This window comes from Kribbella sp. NBC_00889, from assembly GCF_045207705.1.
GTDB lineage: Bacteria > Actinomycetota > Actinomycetes > Propionibacteriales > Kribbellaceae > Kribbella.
The window spans coordinates 2,891,441-2,917,911 of sequence record NZ_CP108783.1; the positions used below are offsets into that span (position 1 = coordinate 2,891,441).

The 26,471-nt window shown below is 69.0% G+C and carries 23 protein-coding genes and 1 riboswitch; of the genes, 16 read left to right on the plus strand and 7 right to left on the minus strand.

Going from position 1 to position 26,471, the window contains the following annotated elements:
- Positions 1 to 17: 17 nt before the first annotated feature.
- Both glpK (OG817_RS14030) and OG817_RS14035 read left to right on the plus strand, forming a co-directional pair.
- Positions 18 to 1,535 carry a glycerol kinase GlpK gene (glpK, locus tag OG817_RS14030; protein WP_406054799.1) on the plus strand — a complete coding sequence of 506 codons (1,518 nt, stop codon included), beginning with the start codon at positions 18 to 20 and terminating at the stop codon, positions 1,533 to 1,535.
- Between the two features lie 48 nt (positions 1,536 to 1,583).
- Positions 1,584 to 3,296, plus strand: coding sequence for a glycerol-3-phosphate dehydrogenase/oxidase (locus OG817_RS14035; RefSeq protein ID WP_406054801.1), 1,713 nt, complete (start codon positions 1,584 to 1,586; stop codon positions 3,294 to 3,296).
- Positions 3,297 to 3,302: 6 nt separating this feature from the next.
- Here the strand turns inward: OG817_RS14035 and glpK (OG817_RS14040) are convergent, their stop codons facing one another.
- The 3 genes from glpK (OG817_RS14040) to OG817_RS14050 all read right to left on the minus strand — a co-directional run bounded on the left by glpK (OG817_RS14040) (position 3,303) and on the right by OG817_RS14050 (position 6,604).
- A complete protein-coding gene (gene glpK, locus OG817_RS14040) occupies positions 3,303 to 4,820 on the minus strand; it encodes a glycerol kinase GlpK (RefSeq protein WP_396390702.1) in 1,518 nt (505 codons plus the stop codon).
- A 60-nt stretch (positions 4,821 to 4,880) separates the two neighbouring features.
- A complete protein-coding gene (locus tag OG817_RS14045; RefSeq protein WP_360446871.1) occupies positions 4,881 to 5,639 on the minus strand; it encodes an IclR family transcriptional regulator in 759 nt (252 codons plus the stop codon).
- 77 nt (positions 5,640 to 5,716) lie between these two features.
- Positions 5,717 to 6,604, minus strand: a complete 888-nt coding sequence (locus OG817_RS14050) for a RecB family exonuclease (RefSeq protein ID WP_406054804.1) — start codon at positions 6,602 to 6,604, stop codon at positions 5,717 to 5,719.
- Between the two features lie 125 nt (positions 6,605 to 6,729).
- On the opposite strand from OG817_RS14050, the gene OG817_RS14055 reads away from it, so the two are divergent.
- The 4 genes from OG817_RS14055 (at position 6,730) to arc (ending at position 11,959) form a co-directional block, all read left to right on the plus strand.
- The gene (locus OG817_RS14055; protein ID WP_406054806.1) at positions 6,730 to 7,590 is read left to right on the plus strand and encodes an intradiol ring-cleavage dioxygenase; all 861 of its coding nucleotides are present in this window, start codon (positions 6,730 to 6,732) and stop codon (positions 7,588 to 7,590) included.
- 35 nt (positions 7,591 to 7,625) lie between these two features.
- Positions 7,626 to 8,780, plus strand: coding sequence for a site-2 protease family protein (locus tag OG817_RS14060; RefSeq protein WP_406054808.1), 1,155 nt, complete (start codon positions 7,626 to 7,628; stop codon positions 8,778 to 8,780).
- A 407-nt stretch (positions 8,781 to 9,187) separates the two neighbouring features.
- The gene (locus OG817_RS14065) at positions 9,188 to 10,144 is read left to right on the plus strand and encodes a tRNA (adenine-N1)-methyltransferase (protein WP_406054810.1); all 957 of its coding nucleotides are present in this window, start codon (positions 9,188 to 9,190) and stop codon (positions 10,142 to 10,144) included.
- 69 nt (positions 10,145 to 10,213) lie between these two features.
- Complete coding sequence (gene arc / locus OG817_RS14070; protein WP_396390697.1) at positions 10,214 to 11,959, plus strand: proteasome ATPase; 1,746 nt, start codon at positions 10,214 to 10,216, stop codon at positions 11,957 to 11,959.
- Positions 11,960 to 12,039: 80 nt separating this feature from the next.
- On the opposite strand, the gene OG817_RS14075 is transcribed toward arc, so the two are convergent.
- Positions 12,040 to 12,894, minus strand: coding sequence for an alpha/beta fold hydrolase (locus OG817_RS14075; RefSeq protein WP_406054813.1), 855 nt, complete (start codon positions 12,892 to 12,894; stop codon positions 12,040 to 12,042).
- Positions 12,895 to 13,057: 163 nt separating this feature from the next.
- On the opposite strand from OG817_RS14075, the gene OG817_RS14080 reads away from it, so the two are divergent.
- Positions 13,058 to 15,889 (plus strand): ATP-binding protein, encoded by a 2,832-nt coding sequence (locus OG817_RS14080; RefSeq protein ID WP_406054815.1) that lies wholly within the window; start codon positions 13,058 to 13,060, stop codon positions 15,887 to 15,889.
- Positions 15,890 to 15,950: 61 nt separating this feature from the next.
- The gene (locus OG817_RS14085) at positions 15,951 to 16,292 is read left to right on the plus strand and encodes a hypothetical protein (RefSeq protein WP_406054817.1); all 342 of its coding nucleotides are present in this window, start codon (positions 15,951 to 15,953) and stop codon (positions 16,290 to 16,292) included.
- 7 nt (positions 16,293 to 16,299) lie between these two features.
- Here OG817_RS14085 and OG817_RS14090 read toward each other — a convergent pair whose 3' ends face one another.
- Both OG817_RS14090 and OG817_RS14095 read right to left on the minus strand, forming a co-directional pair.
- Positions 16,300 to 17,040 (minus strand): phosphotransferase, encoded by a 741-nt coding sequence (locus OG817_RS14090; protein ID WP_406054819.1) that lies wholly within the window; start codon positions 17,038 to 17,040, stop codon positions 16,300 to 16,302.
- Positions 17,037 to 17,528 carry an NUDIX hydrolase gene (locus OG817_RS14095; protein ID WP_406057442.1) on the minus strand — a complete coding sequence of 164 codons (492 nt, stop codon included), beginning with the start codon at positions 17,526 to 17,528 and terminating at the stop codon, positions 17,037 to 17,039. The genes OG817_RS14090 and OG817_RS14095 overlap by 4 nt, the downstream gene beginning before the upstream one ends.
- Before the next feature lie 82 nt (positions 17,529 to 17,610).
- On the opposite strand from OG817_RS14095, the gene dop reads away from it, so the two are divergent.
- The 7 genes from dop (at position 17,611) to OG817_RS14130 (ending at position 24,489) form a co-directional block, all read left to right on the plus strand.
- On the plus strand, positions 17,611 to 19,131 hold the full coding sequence (gene dop, locus OG817_RS14100; protein WP_406054821.1) for a depupylase/deamidase Dop: 1,521 nt from the start codon (positions 17,611 to 17,613) through the stop codon (positions 19,129 to 19,131).
- A gap of 77 nt (positions 19,132 to 19,208) precedes the next feature.
- Positions 19,209 to 19,418, plus strand: a complete 210-nt coding sequence (locus OG817_RS14105) for a ubiquitin-like protein Pup (protein WP_130448384.1) — start codon at positions 19,209 to 19,211, stop codon at positions 19,416 to 19,418.
- Between the two features lie 8 nt (positions 19,419 to 19,426).
- A complete protein-coding gene (gene prcB / locus OG817_RS14110; RefSeq protein ID WP_406054824.1) occupies positions 19,427 to 20,269 on the plus strand; it encodes a proteasome subunit beta in 843 nt (280 codons plus the stop codon).
- 36 nt (positions 20,270 to 20,305) lie between these two features.
- On the plus strand, positions 20,306 to 21,163 hold the full coding sequence (prcA, locus tag OG817_RS14115; RefSeq protein ID WP_406054826.1) for a proteasome subunit alpha: 858 nt from the start codon (positions 20,306 to 20,308) through the stop codon (positions 21,161 to 21,163).
- Positions 21,160 to 21,774 carry an NUDIX hydrolase gene (locus OG817_RS14120; RefSeq protein ID WP_360446895.1) on the plus strand — a complete coding sequence of 205 codons (615 nt, stop codon included), beginning with the start codon at positions 21,160 to 21,162 and terminating at the stop codon, positions 21,772 to 21,774. The genes prcA and OG817_RS14120 overlap by 4 nt, the downstream gene beginning before the upstream one ends.
- A gap of 7 nt (positions 21,775 to 21,781) precedes the next feature.
- The gene (locus OG817_RS14125; RefSeq protein ID WP_406054829.1) at positions 21,782 to 23,527 is read left to right on the plus strand and encodes a beta-N-acetylglucosaminidase domain-containing protein; all 1,746 of its coding nucleotides are present in this window, start codon (positions 21,782 to 21,784) and stop codon (positions 23,525 to 23,527) included.
- A riboswitch (ZMP/ZTP riboswitch) is annotated at positions 23,528 to 23,617 on the plus strand.
- Positions 23,618 to 23,646: 29 nt separating this feature from the next.
- The gene (locus OG817_RS14130) at positions 23,647 to 24,489 is read left to right on the plus strand and encodes a bifunctional 5,10-methylenetetrahydrofolate dehydrogenase/5,10-methenyltetrahydrofolate cyclohydrolase (RefSeq protein WP_406054831.1); all 843 of its coding nucleotides are present in this window, start codon (positions 23,647 to 23,649) and stop codon (positions 24,487 to 24,489) included.
- 22 nt (positions 24,490 to 24,511) lie between these two features.
- Here OG817_RS14130 and OG817_RS14135 read toward each other — a convergent pair whose 3' ends face one another.
- The gene (locus OG817_RS14135; protein WP_406054833.1) at positions 24,512 to 25,387 is read right to left on the minus strand and encodes a phytanoyl-CoA dioxygenase family protein; all 876 of its coding nucleotides are present in this window, start codon (positions 25,385 to 25,387) and stop codon (positions 24,512 to 24,514) included.
- 101 nt (positions 25,388 to 25,488) lie between these two features.
- Here OG817_RS14135 and OG817_RS14140 point away from each other — a divergent pair, with 101 nt between their 5' ends.
- Positions 25,489 to 26,394 (plus strand): helix-turn-helix domain-containing protein, encoded by a 906-nt coding sequence (locus tag OG817_RS14140; protein ID WP_406054835.1) that lies wholly within the window; start codon positions 25,489 to 25,491, stop codon positions 26,392 to 26,394.
- Positions 26,395 to 26,471 lie beyond the last annotated feature (77 nt).

Below are 26,471 nucleotides of genomic sequence, written 5' to 3' on the forward strand. Positions count from 1 at the left end.
TGAGGAGAGGACTTTCCATGGCTGACTTCGTCGGTGCCGTCGACCAGGGCACCACGAGCACCCGTTTCATGATCTTCGACCACTCCGGCAACGAGGTGGGCATCCACCAGCTGGAGCACGAGCAGATCCTGCCGCAGGCCGGCTGGGTGGAGCACAACCCGGTCGAGATCTGGGAGCGGACCAACTCGGTCGTCCGGACCGCGATGAACGCGAAGGGGTTGCAGGCAAGCGACCTCGCCGCGCTCGGCATCACCAACCAGCGCGAGACGGCGGTGGTCTGGAACCGCAAGACCGGGCGGCCCTACTACAACGCGATCGTCTGGCAGGACACCCGGACCGACCGGATCGCCTCCGCGCTGGAGCGCGAGGGCAAGGGCGACGTGATCCGGCAGAAGGCCGGTCTCCCGCCGGCGACGTACTTCTCGGCCGGCAAGGTGCAGTGGATCCTGGAGAACGTCGACGGGGTGCGCGAAGCGGCCGAGGCCGGTGACGCCGTCTTCGGCAACACCGACACCTGGCTGCTGTGGAACCTGACCGGCGGGACGGACGGCGGCGTACACATCACCGACGTCACCAACGCCAGCCGGACCATGCTGATGAACCTCGAGACGCTCGACTGGGACGACGAGCTGATCTCGTTCTTCAACATCCCGCGGCAGATGCTGCCGGAGATCCGGCCGTCGTCGGATCCGAACAAGTACGGCGAGACCCTCGCGAACGGTCCGGTCGGCGGCGTGGTGGCACTGACCGGCGACCTCGGCGACCAGCAGGCGGCGACCGTCGGCCAGGTCTGCTTCAACCCGGGCGAGGCCAAGAACACCTACGGCACCGGCAACTTCATGTTGTTGAACACCGGCACCGAGCTGGTCCGGTCGAAGGCCGGTCTGCTCAGCACGATGTGCTACAAGTTCGGCGACGCGGCGCCGATCTACGCGCTCGAGGGATCGATCGCGGTGACCGGGTCGGCGGTCCAGTGGCTGCGCGACCAGCTCGGCATCATCTCCGGTGCGAGTGAGACCGAGACGCTGGCCCGGCAGGTCGAGGACAACGGCGGCGTGTACTTCGTGCCGGCGTTCTCCGGACTGTTCGCGCCGTACTGGCGGTCCGACGCCCGCGGCGCCATCGTCGGTCTGTCCCGGTTCAACACCAACGCGCACCTGGCCCGAGCAACACTGGAAGCGATCTGCTACCAGAGCAAGGACGTCGCCGACGCGATGGAGAAGGACTCGGGCGTGAAGCTCGACGTGCTCAAGGTCGACGGCGGCGTGACGGCGAACGAGCTGGCCATGCAGATGCAGGCCGACATCCTCGGCGTCCCGGTGAGCAAGCCGGTCGTCGCGGAGACCACCGCGCTCGGTGCGGCGTACGCGGCCGGCCTGGCGGTCGGCTTCTGGAAGAACACCGACGAGCTGGTCCAGAACTGGAACGAGGACAAGCGGTGGGAGCCGCAGTGGACGGACGAGCAGCGGACCAAGGGGTACGCCGGCTGGCAGAAGGCGGTCCAGCGGACGCTGGACTGGGTCGACGTCGACTGACCCTGCCCGCTCGGTAGGCAACGCAACGGAATCGGAAGGAACAGCACAGTGGGCGTAGTGGCTCTGTCACCGCAAGCGAGGGCCGACGCGATCGACGCGATGGCCGACGGACGGGAACTGGACGTCCTGGTGATCGGTGGCGGGGTGGTCGGCACGGGGTCGGCGCTCGATGCCGCCACCCGGGGCCTGACCACCGGACTGCTGGAGGCGCGCGACTACGCGAGCGGCACCTCCAGCCGGTCCAGCAAGTTGATGCACGGTGGCCTGCGCTACCTGGAGATGCTCGACTTCCGATTGGTGCACGAGGCGTTGCAGGAGCGCGGCCTGCTCCTGCAACGCCTGGCACCGCACCTGGTGAAGCCGGTGCCGTTCCTCTACCCGCTCCAGCACCGCTGGTGGGAGCGGTTCTACGCCGGAGCCGGTGTCGCCCTGTACGACGGCATGGCCGTCAGCTCCGGGCACGGCGCCGGGCTCCCGCTCCACCGGCACCTGACCCGGCGTGGCGCGATGCGGCTGGTGCCGAGCCTGAAGAAGTCGGCCCTGGTCGGCGCATTGCAGTACTACGACGCCCAGGTCGACGATGCCCGCCACACGATGGAGCTGGCCCGGACGGCGGCGTCGTACGGCGCTCATGTCGCGAACCGGGTCAAGGTCACCGGGTTCCTGCGCCAGGGTGAGCGGGTCACGGGGGTGCAGGCGAAGGACCTGGAGAGCGGCCGCGAGTTCGAGGTCCGGGCGAAGCAGGTCGTGAACGCGACCGGTGTCTGGACCGACGACACCCAGGCGATGGTGGGGGAGCGCGGCCAGTACCACGTCCGGGCCTCGAAGGGGATCCACCTGGTGGTTCCGAAGGACCGGATCCAGTCCAGCACCGGGATGATCCTGCGGACCGAGAAGTCCGTGCTGTTCATCATCCCGTGGGGCCGGCACTGGCTGATCGGCACCACCGACACCGACTGGAACCTGGACAAGGCCCACCCGGCCGCGACCAGCAAGGACATCGAGTACCTGCTCGACCACGTGAACGCCGTACTCACCACGCCGCTGACCCGGGAGGACGTCGAGGGCGTGTACGCCGGACTCCGGCCGCTGCTCGCGGGTGAGTCCGAAAGCACCTCGAAGCTGTCCCGTGAACACGTCGTGGCGCACGCGGCGCCGGGTCTCGTGGTGGTTGCCGGCGGCAAGTACACGACGTACCGGGTGATGGCCAAGGACGCGATCGACGCGGCCGCCGCGGCGCTGGACGGCCGGGTGCCGAAGTCGGTCACCAAGACCACGCCGCTGGTCGGTGCCGACGGCTACCACGCGCTGTGGAACCAGCGGCACCTGATCGCGCAACGCTCCGGCCTGCACGTGGCCCGGATCGAGCACCTGCTCAATCGGTACGGCGCCCTGGTCGACGAGGTACTGCAACTCGTCGAGGACGACCCGTCGCTGGGTGAGCAGCTGCCCGGCACGCAGGACTACCTGAAGGCCGAGATCGTGTACGGCGCGAAGGCCGAAGGGGCACGGCACCTGGACGACATCCTGGCCCGCCGGACCCGGATCTCGATCGAGGCCTGGGACCGTGGGGTCGGGGCAGCCGAGGCGGCCGCCCGGCTGGTGGCCCCGATCCTCGGCTGGGACGAGGCGACGATCGAGCGTGAGGTCTCGTTCTACATCCGCCGCGTCCAGTCTGAACGCGCCTCCCAGGACCAGCCCGACGACGAGTCCGCCGACAAGGTCCGCCTGGAGGCCCCGGACATCGTGTCCCCGGCCTGAGGCGGGTTACTCGGCGACCTGTTCGGGGCGGATCCAGCCGAAGGTGCGTTGGACTGCGGCCTTCCAGTTGGCGTACTCGGTGGCGCGGCGGTCCGGATCCATATGCGGCAGCCACTGACCGGCGCGGTGCCAGTTGCTCCGTAGTCCTTCCAGATCGGGCCAGTAGCCGACGGCCAGCCCAGCGGCGTACGCGGCGCCGAGGGAGACGGTCTCGGTCACCATCGGGCGGACCACGGGGACGTCGAGCAGGTCGGCGAGGAACTGCATCAGCAGGTTGTTCGCGGTCATGCCGCCGTCGACCTTCAACGCGGTCAGCGCGATGCCGGAGTCGGCGTTCATCGCGTCGACCACCTCGAGGGTCTGGAAACCGGTCGCCTCCAGCACCGCGCGGGCCAGGTGCCCCTTGGTGATGTAGCCGGTGAGGCCCGCGATCACCCCGCGCGCCTCGCTCCGCCAGTGCGGCGCGAAGAGTCCGGAGAACGCCGGCACGATGTACGCGCCGCCGTTGTCCTCGACCGTCCGGGCCAGCGTCTCGATCTCTGCGGCGGTGTGGATCAGCCCGAGCCCATCGCGGAACCACTGCACGAGCGAACCGGTGACCGCCATCGACCCTTCGAGTGCGTACGACGCCTTCTCGTCGCCGATCTGGTACGCGACCGTAGTCAGCATCCCGTGCGTGGACCGGACGATCTCGTGGCCGGTGTGCAGCAGCAGGAACGACCCCGTGCCATACGTGCACTTCGCCTCACCGGGGCTGAAGCAGGTCTGCCCGAACAACGCGGCCTGCTGATCCCCGAGCGCCGCCCCGATCCGCACCCCAGGCAGTACGTCGGTCGCCGTCGCGAACACCCCCGACGACGGGCGGATGTCCGGCAGCACAGCCCGCGGTACGTCGAACGCCTCGAGCAACTTGTCGTCCCACTCGAGGGTCTCGATGTTCATCAGCATCGTGCGGCTCGCGTTCGTCACGTCGGTGACGTGCAGCCCGCCGTTCGCGCCGCCGGTGAAGTTCCAGATCAGCCAGGACTCCATCGTGCCGAAGTACACCTCGCCCCGCTCGGCGCGCTGCCGCAGGCCCGGGGTGTGGTCGAGCATCCACTTCAGCCGCGGCGCCGAGAAGTACGTCGTCAGCGGCAGACCACACAGGTCGGCGAACCGGTCCGGGCCCTCGGTGCCGGCCAGGTCGCTCACCAGCCGAGAGGTCCTGGTGTCCTGCCAGACCACCGCATTGCCGATCGGCCAGCCGGTCGAGCGGTCCCACAGCAGGCTCGTCTCGCGTTGATTGGCGATGCCGATGGCAACGATCTGCGACGGCTCGGCGCCGATCTGCCGGACCGCGGTCGGGACCACCCGGGTCACGTTCCGCCAGATCTCGGCCGCGTCGTGCTCCACCCAGCCCGGTCTCGGAAACAGTTGCCGGTGCTCGCGCTGTGCGACCGACACCAACCGCCCGCGGCGGTCGAACAGGATGCACCGCGTCGAGTTGGTTCCCTGGTCCACCGCGGCCACGTATTGCTCAGCCATCGAGCCACCCCCCGATCTCTCGCCGGCCGGATCGCTCAGGTCGAACCGGCCGCCTTCTCGTCAAGTGTCCTCCCGGAGGTCACGCGCGATGGCTTCGGCGGTGGCCCGGACCATACTGATCAGGTCGGGGCGGTGGCGGAGCTTGCTGTCACAGATGCGTTCGAGCCGGCCGGCGAGACCGACCGCACCGACGACCAGACCGCCCAGCCCGCGGATCGGGGCCGCGATGCTGGCGAGTTCGACGGTGTGTTCCTCGAACTCACTGGCCCACCCCCGGGCACGAACGGTGGCGAGCTCCTCGGCCAGGCGGTTCGGATCAGTGATCGTCCGGGTCGTGTACGCCTCCAGCCGGCGCGGTCGGGCGGCTCCGCTGGTGTCGAACGCCAGCACGGCCTTCCCGAGGGCGGTGGCGTGGGGCGGGAGCGTCGTACCGACGTCGAGGTCCTGGTCGCTGTCGTCGGGGCGGAAGACGTGGTGGACGACCTCGACCTTGCCGTCGACGAGTCTGCCGACCCGGACGACCTCACCGCTGCGGGAGGCGAGCGAGTCGGCCCAGTTGATCGCACGGCTGCGCAACTCGTTCGGGTCCAGGTAGCTCTCGCCGAGCCGACCGAAGATGTCGCTCAGGTGGTAGTGCGCTCCGGTGTGGTCCTGCTCCACGAACCCGACCTGCTGCAGTGTCCGGAGTATCCCGTGGACGGTCGGCTTCGCCAGGCCGAGCGCGTTGCCGAGGTCGGCGACGCCGAGCCCGTCCGGTGCGGCCGCGAGCAGTCGCAGCACAGCGGCAGCCCGCTCGATGGACTGCACTGTGCCCGGCACAATGGCAGGCTATCTAGGAATTCGACGTGTGGCTGTAGGCCAAGTCGCCCTTGCGGACCGCGAGGCAACGATCGCGTTCAGCCGTCGACATCGACGAGGTCCACGCCCGCCGACTCGGCGGCGACCTCTTCGACCGAACGGGTCGGGAGCGGCGGCGGGGTGCCTCCCCAGGCGGGGCAGATCGCCTTGTGGTCGCACCACTCGCAGAGCGGACCAGGGCTGGGCCGCCAGTCGCCGGACTCGAGCGCTCGGCTGATCGCCGTCCACAACGCCGAGACCTTCCGCTCACACGCGCGCAGATCCGCCTCGTCGGGCACATACCGGACGATCTCCCCGTTGCCGAGATAGACGAGCTGCAGCATCGCCGGCACGACGCCCCGCAGCCGCCACAGGACCAGCGCGTAGAACTTCATCTGGAACAGAGCCTTGGCCTCGAAGAACTCCGACGGCGACCGGCCGGTCTTGTAGTCGACCACCCTGATCTCGCCGGTCGGCGCGACATCGAGCCGGTCCACGTAGCCCCGCAGTACCAGGCCGGACTCGAGCTCGGTCTCGACGTACAGCTCGCGCTCGGCGGGCTCCAGCGCGTTCGGGTCCTCGAGCGTGAAGTACTTCCCGAGCAGCTGGTGCGCCTCGGCGAGCCACTTGGCCAGCTCCTCGCCGCTCGCGTCCTCGGCGAACAGCTCCGCGACCTCCGGCTCCTCCTCGAGCACGTGCTGCCACTGCGGCTCCAGCAGCTCCGCCGCCTGCTCCAGCGTGCGCTGCCCGCGAGGCAGGTCGAACAAACGCTCCAGCACACCGTGCACCACCGTGCCCCGGACCGCGGCCGAGGACGGCTTCTCCGGCAGCCGGTCGATGACGCGGAAGCGGTACTTCAGCGGGCAGCTCATGAAGTCCGCGGCCCGCGACGGCGACAGGGCTCCGCGTGGATGCCCGTGCACGTCGACTTCGGCTGCAACACTCATGCCAGCACCCTAGGCGAGTCCACCGACACTTCGTCGGTGCACACCCGGACCTGTGGAAAACCGTTCGCAGCGAACTCCCAGCCGGCTTTCGGGAAACCATCGGCTGCCTTTGTCACGCTCGACTCATGACGCCACCACCGAAACCACCCCGTCAACACGATCTGGGCCTGGAATACGACCTCGGCACCCTGCACCGCCGGCGGTTCCTCGGCCTCTTCGCCGGCGCCGGCCTGGTTGCGGTGGCCGGCTGTACGCCGGACGACGCCACCGACTCGGCCACGTCCGGCTCGACGACGACCACGACATCGAGCACGCCCTCGGCCAGTACTCCCTCGGGCAGTACGACGACCAGCAGCACCGACGTCGACGAGATCCCACAGGAGACCGGCGGACCCTATCCGGGCGACGGCTCCAACGGGCCGAACGTGCTGACCGAGTCCGGCATCGTCCGCCGCGATCTCACCAAGTCCTTCGGCTCCGCGTCCGGCGTGGCCACCGGCGTACCGCTGACCGTGACGCTGTCGATTCTGGACGCCGACGAGGACACCCCACTGGAAGGTGCGGCCGTCTACCTCTGGCACTGCGACGCACAGGGTCGCTACTCCCTCTACTCCGACGGCGCCACCAACGAGAACTACCTGCGAGGTGTCCAGGCGGCGGACTCGTCCGGCAAGGTCACCTTCACGACGATCTTTCCGGCGGCGTACATGGGCCGCTGGCCGCACATCCACTTCGAGGTCTACGCGAGCCTGTCCGAGGCCACCGCGGCCGGCAAGATCACCCGTACGTCGCAACTGGCCTTGCCGAAGGACGTCTGCGACACCGTCTACGCCACCGACGGGTACGACGGCAGCGCCGAGAACATGTCCAGGACGTCGCTCGAGAACGACAACGTGTTCGGCGACGACGGCGGTGTCCATCAGCTCGCCACGGTCAGCGGCGACGTGGGCAAGGGGTATGTCGCGTCGCTACAGGTGGGTGTGTAGCACGGAGTTACCTGCGGGCAAGTAGCGTTGGGTCGATGCCAGAATCGCGTGATCCTCAGAATCCCGCCCAGCCGGCCGGCCCGCCGCCGCCCGGGACCTGGGTGCTTGGTCGTATCCGCGGCATCCGGCTCACCATGCGATTCACCTGGCTGCCGGTGGCGATGCTGCTCGCGATCGGGTTCGCCGCGATCATCGGGCAGCAGTTCCCCTCCCTCGGCGGCTGGCGCTATCTGGCCGCGCTCGCGTTCGTCGTCGCGTTCACGCTGTCGATCCTGGTCCATGAGCTGGCGCACGCCCTGATGGCGATGCGGTTCGGCATCGGGGTCTCGGAGATCAACCTCGGCTTCTTCGCGGCCGGCACGCACATCGAGGGGGAGCGGAAGTCACCGCTCGAGGAATTCGCGGTCTCGGTGGTCGGCCCGGTCGCGTCCCTGGTCGTCGGCGGGCTCGCGTACCTCGGCTCGCGCGCGTTCGACGAGGGCGTCGGGTACGTCGCTCTGTGGGAACTCGGCATCGCGAACCTCATCGTCGGTGTGACCAACCTGCTGCCCGGCCTGCCGCTGGACGGCGGCTGGGTGCTGCGCGCGGTGGTCTGGAAGGTCACCGGCAACATGCACACCGGCACGATCGTGGCGGCGTGGGCCGGCCGGATCCTCGCGATGCTGGTGCTGGCGGCCCCGGTGATCCTCGAAGAGGTCTGGAACCGGCCACCGACCATGATCGACTTCCTGATCGCGCTCGCGGTCGGGTTCTTCCTCTGGATGGGGTCGACCGCGTCACTGATGCAGGCGCGGCTCCGCCGCAAACTGCCCGCGCTCCAGGTCCGCACGATGGCCCGCCGCGCGATCGCCGTCCACTCCGGTACGCCGATCTCCGAGGCGGTCCGGCTGGCCGCGGACGCGCAGGCTGGGGCAGTCGTGGTGATCGACGGCGAGGGCAAGCCGCACGCGCTCGTGTCGGAGACCGCGGTGAGTGCGGTCGCGCCGAACCAACGCCCCTGGACCACCGTCAGCGAGGTTTCGACCCGCATCGGCGCGAGCCACATCATCGGGATCAACGACACCGGTGAGGAGATCCTCAAGACCATCCGTGAGCACCCGGCATCGGAGTACCTGGTCCTGGACGCGGCCGGCGCGGTGTACGGCGTGCTGGCGACCAGCGACATCGAACGAGCCTTCCGCGGCCGCTGAGCCACCCCCTCCCAACCCCCTCGGCCCACTCTCGGCGTCCCCTGCCCCGCGCCCGCCCATCCTCCGCCAGCCCCCGCGCGCGCCCCGCCTCGCCTCGGCTGGTGGGTTGGCCCATCAGCTGGCGGGTTGGCCCACGGCACCCGGTTGGCCAACCCACCAGCTGCCTGGCTGACCCTTTGCCCGGGCGGCATGCCTGCGTGGGATTCGAGTGGTGCGTGTGGGAGGTGGTCGACTGGCGGGTTGTTTCGTGGCTGGCGCCGTACGAACCCGGCCGCGGTGACGAAAGCCGCCATCCACCGAGAGGCTGCTCGTCGTCGTGATGGGTCTGGTGGGTCAACCCGTGAGAGGTTGGTGGGGAGGGGCGGGATTCGGGGATCGCGGTGACTGAAAGTTAAGGTGAGCGCCTTATGGCTGACTTGCGCGACTTTCCCGACCAGGCGTACTCCGGGGTCCATCACGGCCCCTTGCAGGCGGGGGAGTGGATCACCCTGCAGGACTCCAAGGGCCGCCGGCACTCGGTCTTCCTGGAGCGCGGGAAGGTCTTCCACACCACCAAGGGCGGGATCGCGCACGACGACCTGATCGACGGGCCGGACGCCGTGGTGATCAAGTCCAAGGGCGGCGTGGAGTACCTCGCGCTGCGCCCGCTGATGGCTGACTACTCGGTTTCGATGCCGCGTGGCGCGGCCGTGATCTACCCCAAGGACACCGCGCAGATCGTCACGATGGCCGACATCTTCCCAGGTGCGAAGGTGGTCGAGGCCGGCGCCGGCTCCGGCGCGCTGACCACGGCACTGCTGCGCGCGGTCGGCATCCAGGGCCAGGTCATCTCGTTCGAGCGGCGCGAGGACTTCGCCGAGGTCGCGCGCAAGAACGTGACCGGCTTCTTCGGTGCTGAGCACCCGGCTTGGAGGCTCGAGGTCGGCGACCTGGTCGAGAAGCTGAACGAGCAGGATGTGGACCGCATCATCCTCGACATGCTGGCGCCGTGGGAGTGCGTTGACGCCGCCGCTGAAGCCCTGTCGCCCGGTGGGGTGTTCTGTGCCTATGTAGCCACCACGACGCAGCTGAGCCGTGTTGTGGAGACGCTGAGGGCACATGGTGAGTTCACCGAGCCGCGCGCCTGGGAGTCACTGGTGCGGGATTGGCATGTCGAGGGTCTGGCCGTTCGCCCGGGCCACCGGATGCAGGGGCACACCGCTTTCCTGGTCACCGCGCGACGGATGGCACACGGAGTTCAGGCGCCGCGCAAGAAGCGCCGGCCGGCGCCGGGTGCGTACGGCGACGACTACGCCGGACCGCGTCGCGCCGAGAGATCGGAAGACGTGCCGAAAGCAACTGATTCATCCGCAACCGACACGTGATGGGATTCAGCTTGCCCAGCGACGTTTTCTGGGTAAGGTCCATAAGGTCGAGCCCCACATGGTGAGGTGATGATCGTGGCTGGAGACGAGAGTCCTACCGCGGCAGAGCTGCGTAACCAGGTCCGTTACCTGGAAGCCGAGGTCGCAGCGTTGCGGCGTCGGTTGCTGGAGCATCCGGCTGACAGCCGGTCGCTCGAGAGCAGGCTGTCCGAAACCCAGGCCTCCTTGGCGAGTGTCACCGCTCAGAACGAGCGGCTGGCAGAGACGCTACGGGAGGCGCGAGAGAAGATCATCGCCCTGAAGGAGGAGGTCGACCGGCTGGCCCAACCGCCGTCCGGTTTCGGCACCTTCCTCGGCCGCAATGACGACGACACGCTGGACGTGTTCACCGGGGGCCGCAAGCTCCGGGTCGCGGCCAGCCCCTCGGTCGACCTGGACGGGCTGAAGCTCGGCCAGGAGCTGATGCTGAACGAGGCGCTGAACGTGGTCGAGGCCTGCGATTTCGAGGTCGTCGGCGACGTGGTGATGCTCAAGGAACTGCTCGCCGACGGCGAGCGGGCGCTCGTGATCGCGCAGGCCGACGAGGAACGGGTCGTCCGGCTCGCCTCGCCGCTGCTCGACATCGCACTGCGGGCCGGTGACTCGCTGCTGCTGGAGCCACGCTCCGGATACGTCTACGAGAAGATCCCGAAGTCCGAGGTCGAGGAGCTGATCCTCGAAGAGGTGCCGGACATCGACTACACGCAGATCGGTGGTCTGTCCGGTCAGATCGAGCAGATCCGGGACGCGGTCGAGCTGCCGTACCTGCACAAGGACCTGTTCCTCGAGCACGAGCTGAAGCCGCCGAAGGGCGTCCTGCTGTACGGCCCGCCGGGCTGTGGCAAGACCCTGATCGCGAAGGCGGTGGCCAACTCGCTGGCGAAGAAGGTGGCCGAGCGGACCGGGGTGGACGGGCAGAAGTCCTTCTTCCTCAACATCAAGGGCCCGGAGCTGCTGAACAAGTACGTCGGCGAGACCGAGCGGCACATCCGGCTGGTCTTCCAGCGGGCCCGTGAGAAGGCCTCCGAAGGCATGCCGGTGATCGTGTTCTTCGACGAGATGGACTCGCTGTTCCGCACCCGCGGAAGTGGTGTCTCCTCCGATGTCGAGAACACCATCGTCCCGCAGTTGCTGAGCGAGATCGACGGTGTCGAGGGCCTGGAGAACGTCCTGGTCATCGGTGCCTCGAACCGTGAGGACATGATCGACCCGGCCATCCTGCGACCCGGCCGGCTGGACGTGAAGATCAAGATCGAGCGCCCGGACGCCGAGGCGGCCCGGGACATCTTCTCGAAGTACCTGACCACCACCCTGCCGCTGCACACCGACGACCTGAGCGAGTTCGGCGGCGACAAGGCGGAGTGCGTGAACGGGATGATCCAGCGCACCGTCGAGCGGATGTACACCGAGGCCGATGAGAACCGGTTCCTCGAGGTCACCTACGCCAACGGTGACAAGGAAGTCCTGTACTTCAAGGACTTCAACTCGGGCGCGATGATCCAGAACATCGTCGACCGGGCCAAGAAGATGGCGATCAAGGCCTACCTGGACGAGAACCAGAAGGGTCTGCGGGTGCAGCACCTGCTGCAGGCGTGCGTGGACGAGTTCAAGGAGAACGAGGACCTTCCGAACACGACCAACCCGGACGACTGGGCCCGCATCTCCGGCAAGAAGGGCGAGCGGATCGTCTACATCCGGACGCTCATCTCCGGCAAGCAGGGCACCGAGCCCGGCCGCTCCATCGACACGGCCACGAACACGGGTCAGTACCTGTAAGACAACGTCGTACGACGACCGCCCCTGGACACACTGTCCAGGGGCGGTCGTCCGTCTGTGGCAGGAACCTGGAACGAGGCTCAGGACGCAGCGACGCGGCGGGTCAGGTCGGCGAGCTCACGGTTGAAGTGGTCGGGCTGCTCCAGATGCACGGTGTGTCCGACTCCGTCGTACCAAGCGGCCTCGGCGGTCGGGCAGGTCGCGAGCACGTGTTCTGCCATTGCCGGGAGCACCACAGTGTCGGCCCGGCCGTGGGTGACCAGCAGCGGCACCGTGAGGGTCCGCAGTACGTCGTCCTCGTTGATCTCGCGGGCCGCCAGGTTGGCCCGGATCCGGGCCGGGACGGTCATGCTCGCCGCGAGCAGCAGCTCCGTGTCGTCGGCCGTGAACGGGGTGGCCGGGAAGGCGCTGATCAGACCGCGCGCCCCACGGATGTTGGTCGGCAGGTCGTCGGCGATCAAATCGGGGAAGTTGTCCAGGAAGCCGGGGCCGATTAGTGTGCCGAACGCCGCCGGACCGAGCCGGACCGTGCCGCCGACGAGGTCGATCCCGCCGATCCGGTCCTCGCCGTACGCTCGCACGTAGTCGCAGATGACGAAGGCGCCGTACGACCAGCCCACCACGACCGGCCGGTCGAGGCGCAACTGCTCGATGACCGCGGCGAGGTCGTCGGCCCACAGGCGGGCGTCGGTGTAGCGCTCCTGCTCCAGCGGCGCCTCTGACATGCCGTGACCGCGCAGGTCGTACGCGACGAGCCGGAACTGTCCGGCCAGCGTGCTCTCGTACTGCTTCTGCCAGCACAGATGGCTCTGCGACAGGCCGTGGATGAACACGATCGGCGGCCCGTCCGGCCGGCCCCATTCGCGCACGTGCAGGCGCAGACCGCCACCGCCGCGCACAGTGTGGATCGTCGGCTGCTCGATGACTGCAGTCATGGCCCCTCCTTGGTTCGTTCGGTCGACTCGATCGTCACCGGGCGAGGGCGAGGACGGCATCGGGAACGAGCTACGTATCCCTGGCCCACCGCCTACGTATCCGGCCGGCACTGATGCCTGGGAACGCGTTCCGTGGCGACGACGGCGGCGTGATACTGACGAGATGAAGGTCGGCCCGAGCGACGATGTGTTCGTCGGGCGCGCCCGTGAACTCGAGGCGCTCGTGGGCGCGCTGGACGCTGCCCGGGCCTTCCGCGGAGGGACCGTCCTGATCGCGGGCGAGGCCGGCATCGGTAAGACCCGGCTGACGTCCGAGCTGTCCGCACGCGCCCGGGACGCCGGCTTCGAAGTCCTGCTCGGGCGCTCGATCGACCTGGTCGGGACCGAATTGCCCTACCAGCCGTTCGCGCAGGCGCTGCGTCCGGTCGGTGACCTCCCTCGGGCAGACGGCCAGCAGTTCCGCGTCTTCGAGCACATCCTGGGGGTCCTGACGGAGTTGGCGGAGTCCGCGCCGGTGCTGCTCGTCCTCGAAGACCTGCACTGGGCTGACACGTCCACGCTCGATCTCGTGGTGTACCTCGCGCAGTACGTCGACGACCGGCCGGTGCTGTTGGTCGGGACCTACCGGGCGGACGAGCGATCATCGGCCGAGCGCATGCTCCGGCTCGCCAACGGAGTACGGCGTTCGGGATCGGCTCTGCTCGTGGACCTCGGACCGCTCGACCGCGACGACCTGGCCGCACTTGTCTCGGCGTTCGCCGCCCCGCCACGGGCCGCTGCCATCGCTGAGGCGATCGTGGTCCGGTCCGAGGGCAACCCGTTCTTCGCGCAGGAACTGATCGCCGCGGCCGGCGACGGTGGTCTGCCGCGAGGCCTGCGTGAGCTCTTGCTGCAGCGGGTCGACCGGCTCGAGCAGCGGGCCCGGGCGGTCGTCCGGATTGCCTCGGCCGCAGGCCGGGAGGTCGGATACTCGCTCCTGCGGGCGGTCGCCGTGATGCCCGAGCAGGACGTTCGCGCAGCGCTGCGGCAGGCGGTCGAGCACGGCGTGCTGGTCGCCGAACCGGCGACGAGCAGCTTTCGGTTCCGGCATGCGTTGCTGGCCGAGGCGGTGTACGCGACTCTGCTGCCGGGGGAGCGCGAGGAGATTCACGAACACCTCGCCGAGGAGCTCGCGCGCTCCGGCGCGGCCGGGCCAGCCGAGCTGGCACCGCATTGGGCAGCCGCGGGGCGCGCGGCCGAGGCGCTGGCTGCGTCGGTCGTCGCCGCCCACGAGGCCGTGGCCGTCGCCGGTCTCGCCGAGGCACGTGCCCATCTGGAGAGAGCGATCTCGCTGTGGCCCGCGGTGGCGAACGCGGCCGAGCTCGCCGGGTCCGATCTGGGCGGCATCTGTTCGTGGGCGGCCGAGCTCGCCGGCGAGACAGCCGAAGCGGGGCGGGCGGTCGAGCTGGCCCAGCGTGCGATCGACCTGGCGGGAGTCCGCGATCGGCGCCGGGCGGCGCTGCTGCAGGTACGCCTGGGCGAATACCTCCACGGGGTCGGCAGCGATCTGTCCGGACTCGCGGCGCTCGAGCGAGCGGTCGAGCTCGCGCCGGCCGAGCCGTTGCCGGATCGGGCGTACGTGCTCGCCTCGCTCGCCGGCGGCCTGATGGTCGCCTGGCGCCACGCGGCATCCGCACGGCTCGCCGAGGAGGCGTTGGCGCTCGCGCGTGACGCCGGTGCCGGCAAGGCTCGGGTTCGGGCGCTGACTGTGCGTGGCGCCAGCCACGTCTATCTGGGCAGGGCAGAGGAGGGGCTGTCCGATCTACGCGAGGCGCTGCGGCTGGCCGAGGAGATCGGTGACCGGATCGGACTGGATCGGGTGTATACCAATCTGACCGACGCCCTGACGATGCTCGGTCGGCTACGGGAGTCCGTTCAGGTCGGCCGCGAGGGTCTGGCGGCGATCCACCGCTACGGCATCAACAGCGCCGTACTGGTCTCGAATCTGATCGAGGCGCTGTTGGCCCTGGGCGAGTGGGACGAGGCCGATGCGCTGAGCACGGCCGCGCTGCGGTCGACGATGGCGAGCTTCCCGTACATGCTGCTGATGCTCCGAGCCGATCTCGAGGTCGGCCGCGGAGACTTCGTCGCGGCTCGGGAGCACCTCGACGCCGCGCTCGAAACGCTGCGCCCGGACCGTGGGCTGGGCATCTACGACGTCTACCTGGCCGAACTCGCGCTGTGGGAGCGGCGGTGGGCCGACGCGGCGGATCACACGAACGCGGCCTTGGAATCGATGGGGTCTGTTGGGGCCGCACAGCTTCGGGTGTGGTTCTGTGCAAAGGGTTTGCGGGCACAGGCTGACCTCGCCGCGGTGACCAGGACCCGACGCGATGCCGACGCGGAGCGGAGGGTGCTCGATCACGCTGATCAACTGATCGCGGTCGCCCGTCGTGCTGCCGAGGACGCCGCACCGGTGACGCCGATCAGCAGCGCCTGGCTGGGGTTGGCCGAGGCCGAGTACGAGCGCACCCGGGGCGTCGCCGGTCCTGGAATGTGGGCCGACGCCGCGGACCGCTGGGCACATCTGGAGCGTGCACCGCTCACCGCCTACTGTCAGTGGCGCCAAGCAGAGGCCTTGGTCACGGCCGGAGGGCCGCGGGCCGAGGCGAGCATTCCGGCCCGCTCGGCGTACGACGTTGCGGTCCGGATCGGTGCGCAGCCGTTGCAGCGAGAGCTCGAGCTACTCGCCGAACTGGCCCGCCTGCGGATCGCGACCCCGCCGGCCGAGGCTGAACCCGCCGGAGGTCTTGACGAGATTCTCGGCCTGACAGCACGCGAGGCCGAGGTGTTGAGGCTGCTGTCCCGCGGCAGCACCGACCGCGAGATCGCCGTGACGCTGGTGATCAGTGTCCGGACGGTCGGCGTCCACGTGTCGCACATTCTGCAGAAACTCGGCGCGGCCAACCGGATCGAGGCCGCTGCGATCGCCCACCGAATGTCCGGGCACAGCTGAAGGGTGCGACCGGGGTTTCCCCTGATCCGTCCGGGCCTCGGGCAGGCTTAACTTGGGAGGTATGACGGCGGACGAGATGCGCAAGGACCTGCGCGCGGCGGTGGCTGCCCGGCAGGAGCTGGGGCCGGAGTACGAGGCTGAGATCATCGACGGTTTCCTGGAGAAGCTCGACGCCCGGGACGCCGCGCGTCACCAGCAGGATCAGGGCCTGGAGGTCGCCGGCCTGAAGCCCCGCGAGACCGACCCCGGCGGCCTGGCGCTGGCGATCGTGTCGGTCAGCGTCGCCATCCCGATCACCGCCATCTCGGCCGACATGCTCGGCATGCCCGGCCTCATCGTGTGCTGGGCGGGCCTGGTCGCCATCAACTTCGCCCGCACCATCGGCCGCCGCAACTCTCGCTGACGGGCGCTCAGAGCCTGGAGACGATGTCTCTGAGCCCGTTCGTCATGTCGTCAGGCAGATCCAGCAGCAGGCCGCGGTGGACGCCATACCAGGGCGAGAGGCGCGCCCAGTCCCGCGCGCGGTCGCGCAACTCCGGAGTGATGTCGTAGGTCTCGGCCACACCATCGGCCAGTGCGTCCGCGGCACCGTTGAGAGCCCAGCACAGATCGAGTGCGGGATCACCGATCTCGGCGTCGGTCCAGTCGATGATGCCGGTGATCCGCCCGTCCGTGACCAGGATGTGCTCCGGACCGAAGTCGCAGTGCACCAGGCTGCTCCGAACCCTGGCCACACGGTCGAGCAGTGCCAAGGCTGACGACCGCAGCTCGGCAGGCAGAAGCGGCACGATCTGAGTCCGGAACTCGTCCAGGCCGACCGCCTTGTCAGCAGCCGCAGTTGCCGCTCCGGGGACCCCATGTGCTTCCGCCTCGGCCGGGTCCACGGCATGCAGTGCCCGGAGGAACGACCCAATCTGGCGACCGATGTCCGTACCGCCGTCCTCAAGGGGCGTGCCCGGCAGCAGCAGGTGCCGTACGCCGTCCTCCGTCGTCTCCGGCACTGGGACGGGCAGCGGCAACTGTGGTGCGAGCCAGGGCATCAGAGTGGCCTCAGCCAGCAGGCGGGGACGGACAGCCGGGCGGCGTGGTGAGCGATAGATCCATGGACCTTCGATCCAGGCATGGCTGTCCCAGCCCTCGATGATGGTCACACCAGACGCCCGATCAGCGGACCGAGCAGGGCGGCGGTGTCGGGCATGAACGACCACTCGGGGTCGTCCAGCTTGGCGACGAGGTCGGCGGGGGACATCCAGGCTCCCCACTCGACCTCCTCCGGCTGGTGCTTCACCGGGCCGTCCCAGACGCACGTGTACAGGTACGCGTGGTACCTGGTGTGGTCGTCGGCGAAGTCGTCCTCCGGCAGCCGGGTCAGCTCGGCGCCGGTGATCCCCAGCTCCTCGGCCAGCTCCCGTACGACGGCGTCGTACGGGTCCTCGCCGGCCGCGACGACGCCGCCGGCCGAGAAGTCGTATCGGCTCGGGTAGAGATCCTTGGTCGGCGTACGGCGATGCACGTAGATCTCACCGGCCGCATTCCGGACGAGTACGCCGGTCGCGGAGTGTCGCAGGTTGTCCCGTCGCATCTCCGACCGTGGCCGCGCGCCGATGACCACGTTGTCGTCGTCCAGAATGGCCACCATTTCGTCCACCCGCGAAGTCTCACACGTAACCCTGTGGACACGGCAACGGATTTCGTCGCGGACACCGCGTAGGCTCGTTCGCATGAGTGTTCGGCGGATCATGGGAACCGAGACAGAGTTCGGGATCTCGGTACCAGGCCAGCCCGGGGCGAACCCGATGCTGACCTCGAGCCAGGTGGTGAACGGCTACGCGCAGACGCAGCCGCTCGCGCGCAAGACCCGATGGGACTTCGACGAGGAGCACCCGCTGCGGGACGCGCGCGGCTTCGATCTGAGCCGGGAGGTGGCCGATTCGAGCCAGCTCACCGACGAGGAGACCGGGCTGGCGAACGTGATCCTCACCAACGGCGCGAGGCTGTACGTCGACCACGCCCACCCGGAGTACTCGGCGCCCGAGACGACCAATCCGCGCGACGTGGTGGTCTGGGACAAGGCCGGCGAACTGGTGATCATGGAGGGCGCGCGGCAGGCCCGGCAGATCCCCGGCGCCCCGCCGCTGAACCTGTACAAGAACAACGTCGACAACAAGGGTGCGTCGTACGGCTCGCACGAGAACTACCTGATGCGCCGGTCCACCCCGTTCGCCTCGATCGTGCGGCATCTGACGCCGTTCTTCGTGAGCCGTCAGGTGGTCACCGGCGCCGGCCGCGTCGGGATCGGCCAGGACGGCGCCGCGAACGGTTTCCAGATCAGCCAGCGGGCCGACTACTTCGAGGTCGAGGTCGGCCTGGAGACGACGCTGAAACGCCCGATCATCAACACCCGCGACGAGCCGCACGCGAATCCGGACCGGTACCGCCGGCTGCACGTGATCATCGGCGACGCGAACCTGTCCGAGATCTCGACGTACCTGAAGGTCGGCACCGCATCGCTGGTGCTGGCGATGATCGAGGACGGCTGGCTGACCGACGACCTCAGCGTGGACCGCCCGGTCACCGCGCTGCACGAGGTCAGCCACGACCCCACCTGTACGCACCTGATGACGCTGAAGGACGGCCGCAAGCTCACCGCCGTCCAGCTGCAGACGGAGTACCTGGAGCAGGCCCGCAAGTACGTCGAGGACAAGTACGGCGACGACGCGGACCGGCAGACCAAGGACGTGCTGCGCCGCTGGGAGCAGATCCTGGACCAGCTGGCCATCGACCCGATGAAGCTGGCCGACCAGCTCGACTGGGTGGCGAAGTACAAGCTGCTCCAGTCCTACCGCGACCGCGACGGCCTGGAGTGGGACGACCCGAAGCTGCACCTGGTCGACCTGCAGTATGCCGACCTGCGCCCGGACAAGGGGCTGTACTACAAATTGGTGAAGGCCGGCCGGATGCAGCGACTCGTCTCCGACGAGGAGATCCGGATGGCGGTCTCACACCCGCCGACCGACACTCGCGCGTACTTCCGCGGCCGGTGCATGCAGCAGTACGCGCCGCAGGTCGCGGCCGCCTCCTGGGACTCGGTGATCTTCGATCTGCCCGGCAAGGAGTCGCTGCAGCGGATCCCGACACTGGACCCGCTGAGGGGCACGAAGGCGCATGTCGGGGCACTTCTTGACCAATGCGACACCGCGAGTGACCTGGTTCGCACCATTACTGGGGGCGCCGCCGGGTAGGGTCGCCGTATAAGGAAACACTGCGGGGGTCGGTTGGGCGGCCGCCGCAGGCGGCGGTTCTAGGAGGTGTGTGTGCCATGGCGAAGGACGGCGGTCAGCAGCACAAGCAGCCGAAGCGTTCGTCGACCGAGGAAGAGGTCGAGCAGGTCGAGGCGTCCGAGGACGTCCAGGAGCGCAAGGAACGGCTCGACGAGGACGTCGATTCGATCCTGGACGAGATCGACGAGGTGCTCGAGGAGAACGCCGAGGAGTTCGTCCGCGGATTCGTGCAAAAGGGTGGGGAGTGAACCGCTCGATGACTTTTGATGCCTCCGGCCGGTTGCCGGAAGCCTTCCTGATCCCAGGTGGCTCGTCGTTCATGGACTTCCTGGCCGGGCACGCGCCCGACCTGTTGCCTGGACGGCGCAGCCTGGGGTCGGCCGATTTCTCGCACGACGTCCCGCACGGTACGACGATCGTCGCGGCCACCTTCCCCGGTGGCGTGGTGATGGCCGGCGACCGGCGGGCCACGATGGGCAACATCATCGCCCAGCGTGACATCGAGAAGGTGTTCCCCGCCGACGAGTACTCCGCGGTCGCGTTCGCGGGCTCGGCCGGCTTCGGGATCGAGATGGTCCGGCTGTTCCAGGTCGAGCTCGAGCACTACGAGAAGCTCGAGGGCGCGACCCTCAGCCTGGACGGCAAGTCCAACCGGTTGAGCGCGCTGATCCGGGGCAACCTGGCGATGGCGATGCAGGGCCTGGCCGTGGTCCCGTTGTTCGCGGGCTACGACGAGGACATCAAGGGCGGCCGGATCTTCTCCTACGACCCGACCGGCGGGCGCTACGAGGAGACCCACTTCCACAGTGTCGGCTCGGGCTCGCTCTTCGCCCGCGGCGCGCTGAAGAAGCTGTACCGCGAGGACCTGTCCGCGACCGACTGCGTGACGGTGGTGATCCAGTCCCTGATCGACGCCGCTGACGACGACTCGGCGACCGGTGGCCCGGACATGCTGCGGCGGATCTTCCCGGTGGTCGGCGTGGTCACGGCGGACGGCTACAAACGGCTGCCCGAGGACGACGTGGCCGCGATCGTGGACCGCGTCTGGGCCGAGCGGCACCAGCGCCCCGACGGCCCGGCCTCGGCCTCCCTCACCTGACCTGACCCCATCGACCGATAGAGGACGACACCTTCGATGAGCGTTCCGTTCTACGTCTCGCCCGAACAGCTGATGCGGGACCGGGCCGACTTCGCCCGCAAGGGCATCGCCAAGGGCCGCAGCGCGATCGCGCTGCAGTACGCCGACGGCATCCTGTTCGTCGCGGAGAACCGCTCGCCCGCGCTGCACAAGGTGGCCGAGATCTACGACCGGATGGCGTTCGCCGCGGTCGGCCGGTACAACGAGTTCGAGAACCTGCGGATCGCCGGCGTCCGGCTGGCCGACATGCGTGGGTACTCCTACGACCGGCGCGACGTGACCGGCCGGGCGCTCGCCAACGCCTACGCGCAGACACTGGGCGCGATCTTCTCCTCCGGCGGTGAGAAGCCGCTCGAGGTGGAGATCCTGGTCGCCGAGGTCGGTGCCAGCACCGCCGATGACCAGGTCTACCGGCTGACCTACGACGGCTCGATCGCGGACGTCCGCGGGTACGCCGTGATGGGCGGGCCGGCCGAGCAGGTCGCGGAGTACGTCGGCGAGCACTTCCAGGAGGGCATCTCGCTGGCCGGGGCGCTCCGGCTGGCTGTGGATGCGCTCGGCCACGACGGCACCGAGGTCCGGCAGTTGACGTCGGACCAGATCGAGGTCGCGGTTCTGGACCGGACCCGGACCCAGGTGCGGAAGTTCAAGCGGATCTCCGTGGAGACGCTGGAGCGCATCCTGTCCGAGTCCCGCCCGGCCGAGGACGCGAAGCCCGCGGCCGACGGCAAGGCGAGCGAGGACACCCCGGTCGCGGAGGACAGCACAGCATCCTCCTCGTCCGACGACGCCCCGCCGGCGGACGACGTACCCATTGCTCCACCGGAGGAGCCGGACGACGACCGGCCGCTGTGAGCGAGCCGGAATGGCGTTCAGCCGCCGCGGACTCCGCGGCGGCTGAACTGTCTCGGCCCGGCGACCCGACGGCCTGGGAGTTGGTGGGTGAGGAGCTGGGCTTCCACCGGTTCCTGACGGTGAAGTTGCGTCGGTACCGGCTGCCGGACGGGCGTGAGGTCGAGTGGGACGTGTTCGGCCCGAAGTCCGACGCTGGGATCAGCGCCGGAGTCACGGTGCTGCCGTTGACGCCGGAGGGACGGATCGTGACGATCCGGATGTTCCGGGCCGGACCCGACCGGATCGTGACGAACCTGCCAGGTGGGCTGGTCGAGCCGGGGGAGGACCCGGCGCTGGCCGGTGCGCGGGAGCTCGAGGAAGAGACCGGGTACACCTGCGAGACGCTCGACCTGGTCGGCTGGCAGTGGTCCTCGGCGTCGTCGACGTACCGGAAGTACATTGCGATCGCGCGCGGCTGCCGGCCGGACGGCAAGCAGTCACTGGACGAGACCGAGGACTGTGTGCCGGTCGAGCTCACTGTCGATGCGTTCCGTGCCGAGCTGCGCACACCAGGTGCGATGACCGGAGTCGACGCGGCCTATCTAGCGCTGGATCACGCCGGACTGCTGTAGTAGGGCAATGACGCCTGAGCCTCAGCAGACCACCCACCGCGACGATGGCTTCGACCTCGGCGACACCGTCGGGCTGGTGCACGGCCCGACGACCGATGCGGACGCCGAGCGCGTCGTTCGCGAGACGCTGGCACGGGCCGGCGTACAGACGATCACCGACGGCGAATCTGCTGTCACTGTGCGACTCGGAGGCACGAACGCGGCGGCCGGCGGGTTGCCGCCCGAGGGGTACGTCGTTGCCGTCGGCGACGACCAGGTCGTCCTGGACGGTGTCGATCAGCGCGGCACCTTCTACGCCGCGCAGACCTTCGCACAGCTTGTCCAGGGCAACCATGTGGAGGGCGTCGAGATCCGCGACTGGCCGACGATGCGGTACCGCGGCTCGATCGAAGGCTTCTACGGTACGCCGTGGTCGCACGCCGACCGGCTCGACCATCTGGACTACCTCGGCACGCACCGGATGAACACCTACGAGTACGCGCCGAAGGACGACCCGTACCACCGCGAGCAGTGGCGCGACCCGTACCCGGCCGACAAGCTGGCCGAGCTCGGCGAGCTGGTCGAGCGCGCGGTGCGGAACAAGGTCGACTTCACCTTCGCGCTGTCACCCGGCCTGTCGATCCGCTACACCGACGACAGCGACTTCCAGGCACTGATCGCCAAGTTCGAGGCCCTGTACGCGCTGGGTGCGCGCGCGTTCAACGTCGCCCTGGACGACATCGAGTACGAGAAGTGGCACGGCGCCGAGGACGAGGAGAAGTACGGCGCCGGCGGTGGCGGAGCCGGGCGCGCGCAGAGCGAGTTGCTGAACCGGATCCAGCGCGAGTGGGTCGCGACCAAGCCGGACCTCGCCCCGCTGCAGATGGTCCCGACCGAGTACTACAACGTCGACGAGACGCCGTACAAGCAGGCGCTACGGGAACAGCTGGACAGCGCGGTGGTCGTGCACTGGACCGGTATCGGCGTCGTACCGGAGACGATCACGGGCGCACAAGCGGCCGAGGCGAAGGCCGTGTTCGGGCACGACATCCTGATCTGGGACAACTACCCGGTCAACGACTACGCGGCCGCCCGGATCCTGCTCGCGGCCTACAGCGGTCGCGAGCCTGGCCTGGCCGACCTGGTCGTCGGCGTGATCTCGAACCCGATGAACCAGGCCGGGGCCAGCAAGATCGCGCTCTACTCGTTCGCCGAGTTCGGCTGGAACCCGGCGACGTACGACGAGCAGGCCTCGTGGCACCGCGCGCTCGCCGAGCGGGCCGGGGGAGACGCCGAGACGATCGCGGCGCTGGAGGTCTTCGCCGACCTCACCACCTATGACGGCCGGCTGCACCTGGTGAACGCGCCGGTCCTGGCCGCGCAGACCGCCGCGTTCTGGAAGACCTGGAAGACGGGCGACCTGGCCGGGGCCATCGCGCAGCTCGAGCCGTACCTCGAGGCGATCGAGAACGCTCCGGCCCGGATCCGCGCCGGGGTGTCCGACCCGTCGTTCGCCGACGAGGCCGGAGCCTGGCTCGATGCGACCTTCCTCTGGGCGCAAGCACTCCGCGAGTCCCTCCGGCACCTCGAAGCAGTGGCCGAAGGCAACAGCTCGGACGCCGCCACGACCCGGGACCAGATCGACCACCTGGTCACCCAGGCCAAGACGATCCGCGACACCCGGCTGCCACACTCCAAGACTCATCCCCAACTCGGTGACCCTGTCATCGAGACCTTCCTGACCGAGGCGACGGAGGGCGGCCGGGTATCCTGAGCGGTGGACCGCGACTGGCGCTGAGGTGGACGACCACCGGGGAACGGTCCGCCGGAGGATCCGGCCGAGCCGCGCGCCTGGGCACTTGACCTGTTGTCGACGCCCAAGGAGCGCGCGCTATGACTGCCACTTTGATGACCGGTACCGACGTTGCCGCCGAGATCGTGGCGAAGACGGCCGACCGGGCCCGTGCACTGCAGGAGCGGACCGGGGTCCAGGCGTGCCTGGCCACCGTGCTGGTCGGTGACGACCCCGCGTCGGCGACGTACGTGCGGATGAAGCAGAACCGGTCGAAGAAGGCGGGCATCGGGTCGCTCAGCGTGGTATTGCCCGCGGAGACAACGACCGAGGAGCTGGTCGCTGAGCTGACCAAGCTGTCCCAGGACGCGGCGGTGCACGGGATCCTGCTGCAGCACCCGGTGCCTGCGCAGATCGATGAGCGGGCCGCGTTCGAGGCGATCGACCCTGCCAAGGACGTCGACGGTGTGACCACGCGGTCGTTCGGTGCGATGGCGTTCGGTGAACCCGGCTTCCGGTCCGCGACGCCCGGCGGGATCATGCGCCTGCTCGAGGCGTACGACGTACCGATCGCCGGGGCGCACGCGGTCGTGATCGGCCGCAGCCCGATTCTCGGCAAGCCGGCCGGGATGTTGCTGCTGGCATCGAACGCGACCGTCACCTACACGCACTCCCGAACCACCGACCTGCCCGCGATCGTCCGGACCGCGGACATCGTGGTGGCCGCGGTCGGCCGGCCGAACTTCGTCCAGGGCGACTGGCTCAAGCCCGGCGCCGTCGTCGTCGACGCCGGCTACAACGAGGGCAACGTCGGGGACGTCGACTTCGCCGCCGCGGCCGAGGTCGCGAGCCTGATCACACCGGTCCCCGGCGGGGTCGGCCCGATGACGATCGCCCTGCTCCTGGAGCAGGCCGTCGACGCCGCCGAGGCACAGACCCGCTAGGGCACGGCTCTAGAGACGTGCCCTAGCGGTCGCAGCCGCCGTCCTTGTCGGCGCGGGAATGCGGGCGGGCGATGTCGTCGATGCCCTTGTAGGCGTACGGGTCGGTTCCGGCCACCATCACGATGTCGCGGTAGTCGTGCTTGCCGACATGGACGCCGGCCGGCACCGTCTGCCACGGCAGCAGCGACTCCGCGCTCATGTAGTGGTTGGCGAGGGCCCGGCGGAGTCCGCGCCGCGTGGTGTTCGGCAGTGATCGGTGCAGCAGGTAGCCGTTGAAGATCACCGCCGAACCCGCCGGCACCTCGACCGGTACTGCGTCGTCGTCGGTGTAGGGGAAGTCGAACAACTCCACCGTGCAGTCGAAGCGGAGATCGTCCTGCTCCCGATCGGGATAGATGACACCGCGCCGGTGCGAGCCCGGAAGCACCCAGAGGCAGCCGTTCTCCACGGTGGCGTCGTCGAGCGCGATCCACACCGCGGTCAGCGAGCGGTCCCTGGTCGGGATGAAGAACTCGTCCTGGTGCCAGGCCTGGCCCGGCTTGCCCTCGGACTTGATGAACAGCATCGACTGCATCGCCTTCACGTTCGGCCCGATCAGCGCGGTCAGTGCGGTCACCACGCGCGGTGCGCGCAACGCGGTCAGCGCCACCTCGGACACCTTGTGGGGCTGGTGAATGCACAGGTACTTGCGCACGACGTCCTCGCCCGGCTCCGTGCTCGGGCTGCCTTCGACGGCTCCGAGGTCGCCGCGGCACAGGTGCTCGGCCGCTGTGTGGAGCGCGGCGACCTGGTCGGGTGGAAGGGCCTGATCGAGGACCACGAAGCCGTCGCGCCGGAACGACTCGATCAACTCGTCGGTGACCTCGGTGAACCTGCGTACGGCGGTGACAGGCTGCATTGGGGCGCTCCATCCGGCCTGGGGTTGGCGATGACCGGCTTCACAATCTCAGAGCACGACCGGACGGCCAATGTCGCCGGCGCGCGCTCTACTATCTGTTCGTGACATCGCGACCACCGGTGATCAGCGTGAACTCCGTGGTCCAGGTCGCGGACTATGCGCCCGGGGCAACGTACGGTCCGCGCTGGTTGCCGAACTTCGAATTGCTCTGGCTCCTGCACGGTTCGGCGCTCTGGCGGACCGAGCTGTACGACGACGCCGGGGTCCATCAGGCGACGGTGGAGGAGGAGTTGCGCCCCGGAACGGTGGCGTTGGCCCGGCGCGGCGACCGGGACTCCTATATCTGGGACTGTGATCACTGGTCCCGGCACGCCTACGTGCACTTCCAGATCGAGGACTTCGGCGGACTCGGCGCTGCGTCGAGTTGGCCCTCGGTGCGATCGAGATCCGATCCGGGGCTGCTCGACGAACTGTGCACCTATCTACTGGACCTGACCGGCGTGCCGGAGTCGGATCCGGGACACAGCGACCGGCTCGTGGCGACGATGCTGGAGGTCTTCGTCAGTGCTCCGGTCGGCCCGTCGCGTGACGAGCTGCCGGATGGCGTTCGGCGCATGATCGACCACGTGGCGAGCGTCTGGGCCAGGCGCGGGCCGCGGATCATTTCCGTCCCCGAGTTGGCCGCCGCGGCGAACCTGTCGGCCGGACACCTGCACCGGCTCTTCCGGGAGCGGTACGACTGCGGACCGGCGTACGCGCTGGATCTGATCCGGCTGGCCCGCGCGGCGACCGCTCTGCTGCGCACCAACGCGACGATCGCGGAGATCGCGTCCGACGGCGGCTACAGCAATCCGTACCACTTCTCACGCCGCTTCTCCCTCGCATACGGCGAACCACCGGGCACGTTCCGGCGTCGACGGCAGCTGTCCGATCCGCTCGCGCCGGTCCGCGAGGCCGGGCTGCTTCCGGTGGCTAGGCGGCTGCTGGAGGCGGCCCGGAGTGGCTGACTCCAGGGGTCTGCAGGAGCGCGGAATCCGAGACGGCTGTCCACTCTGTGGCGGCTCTGGCCTAGTGTTGAGACAGA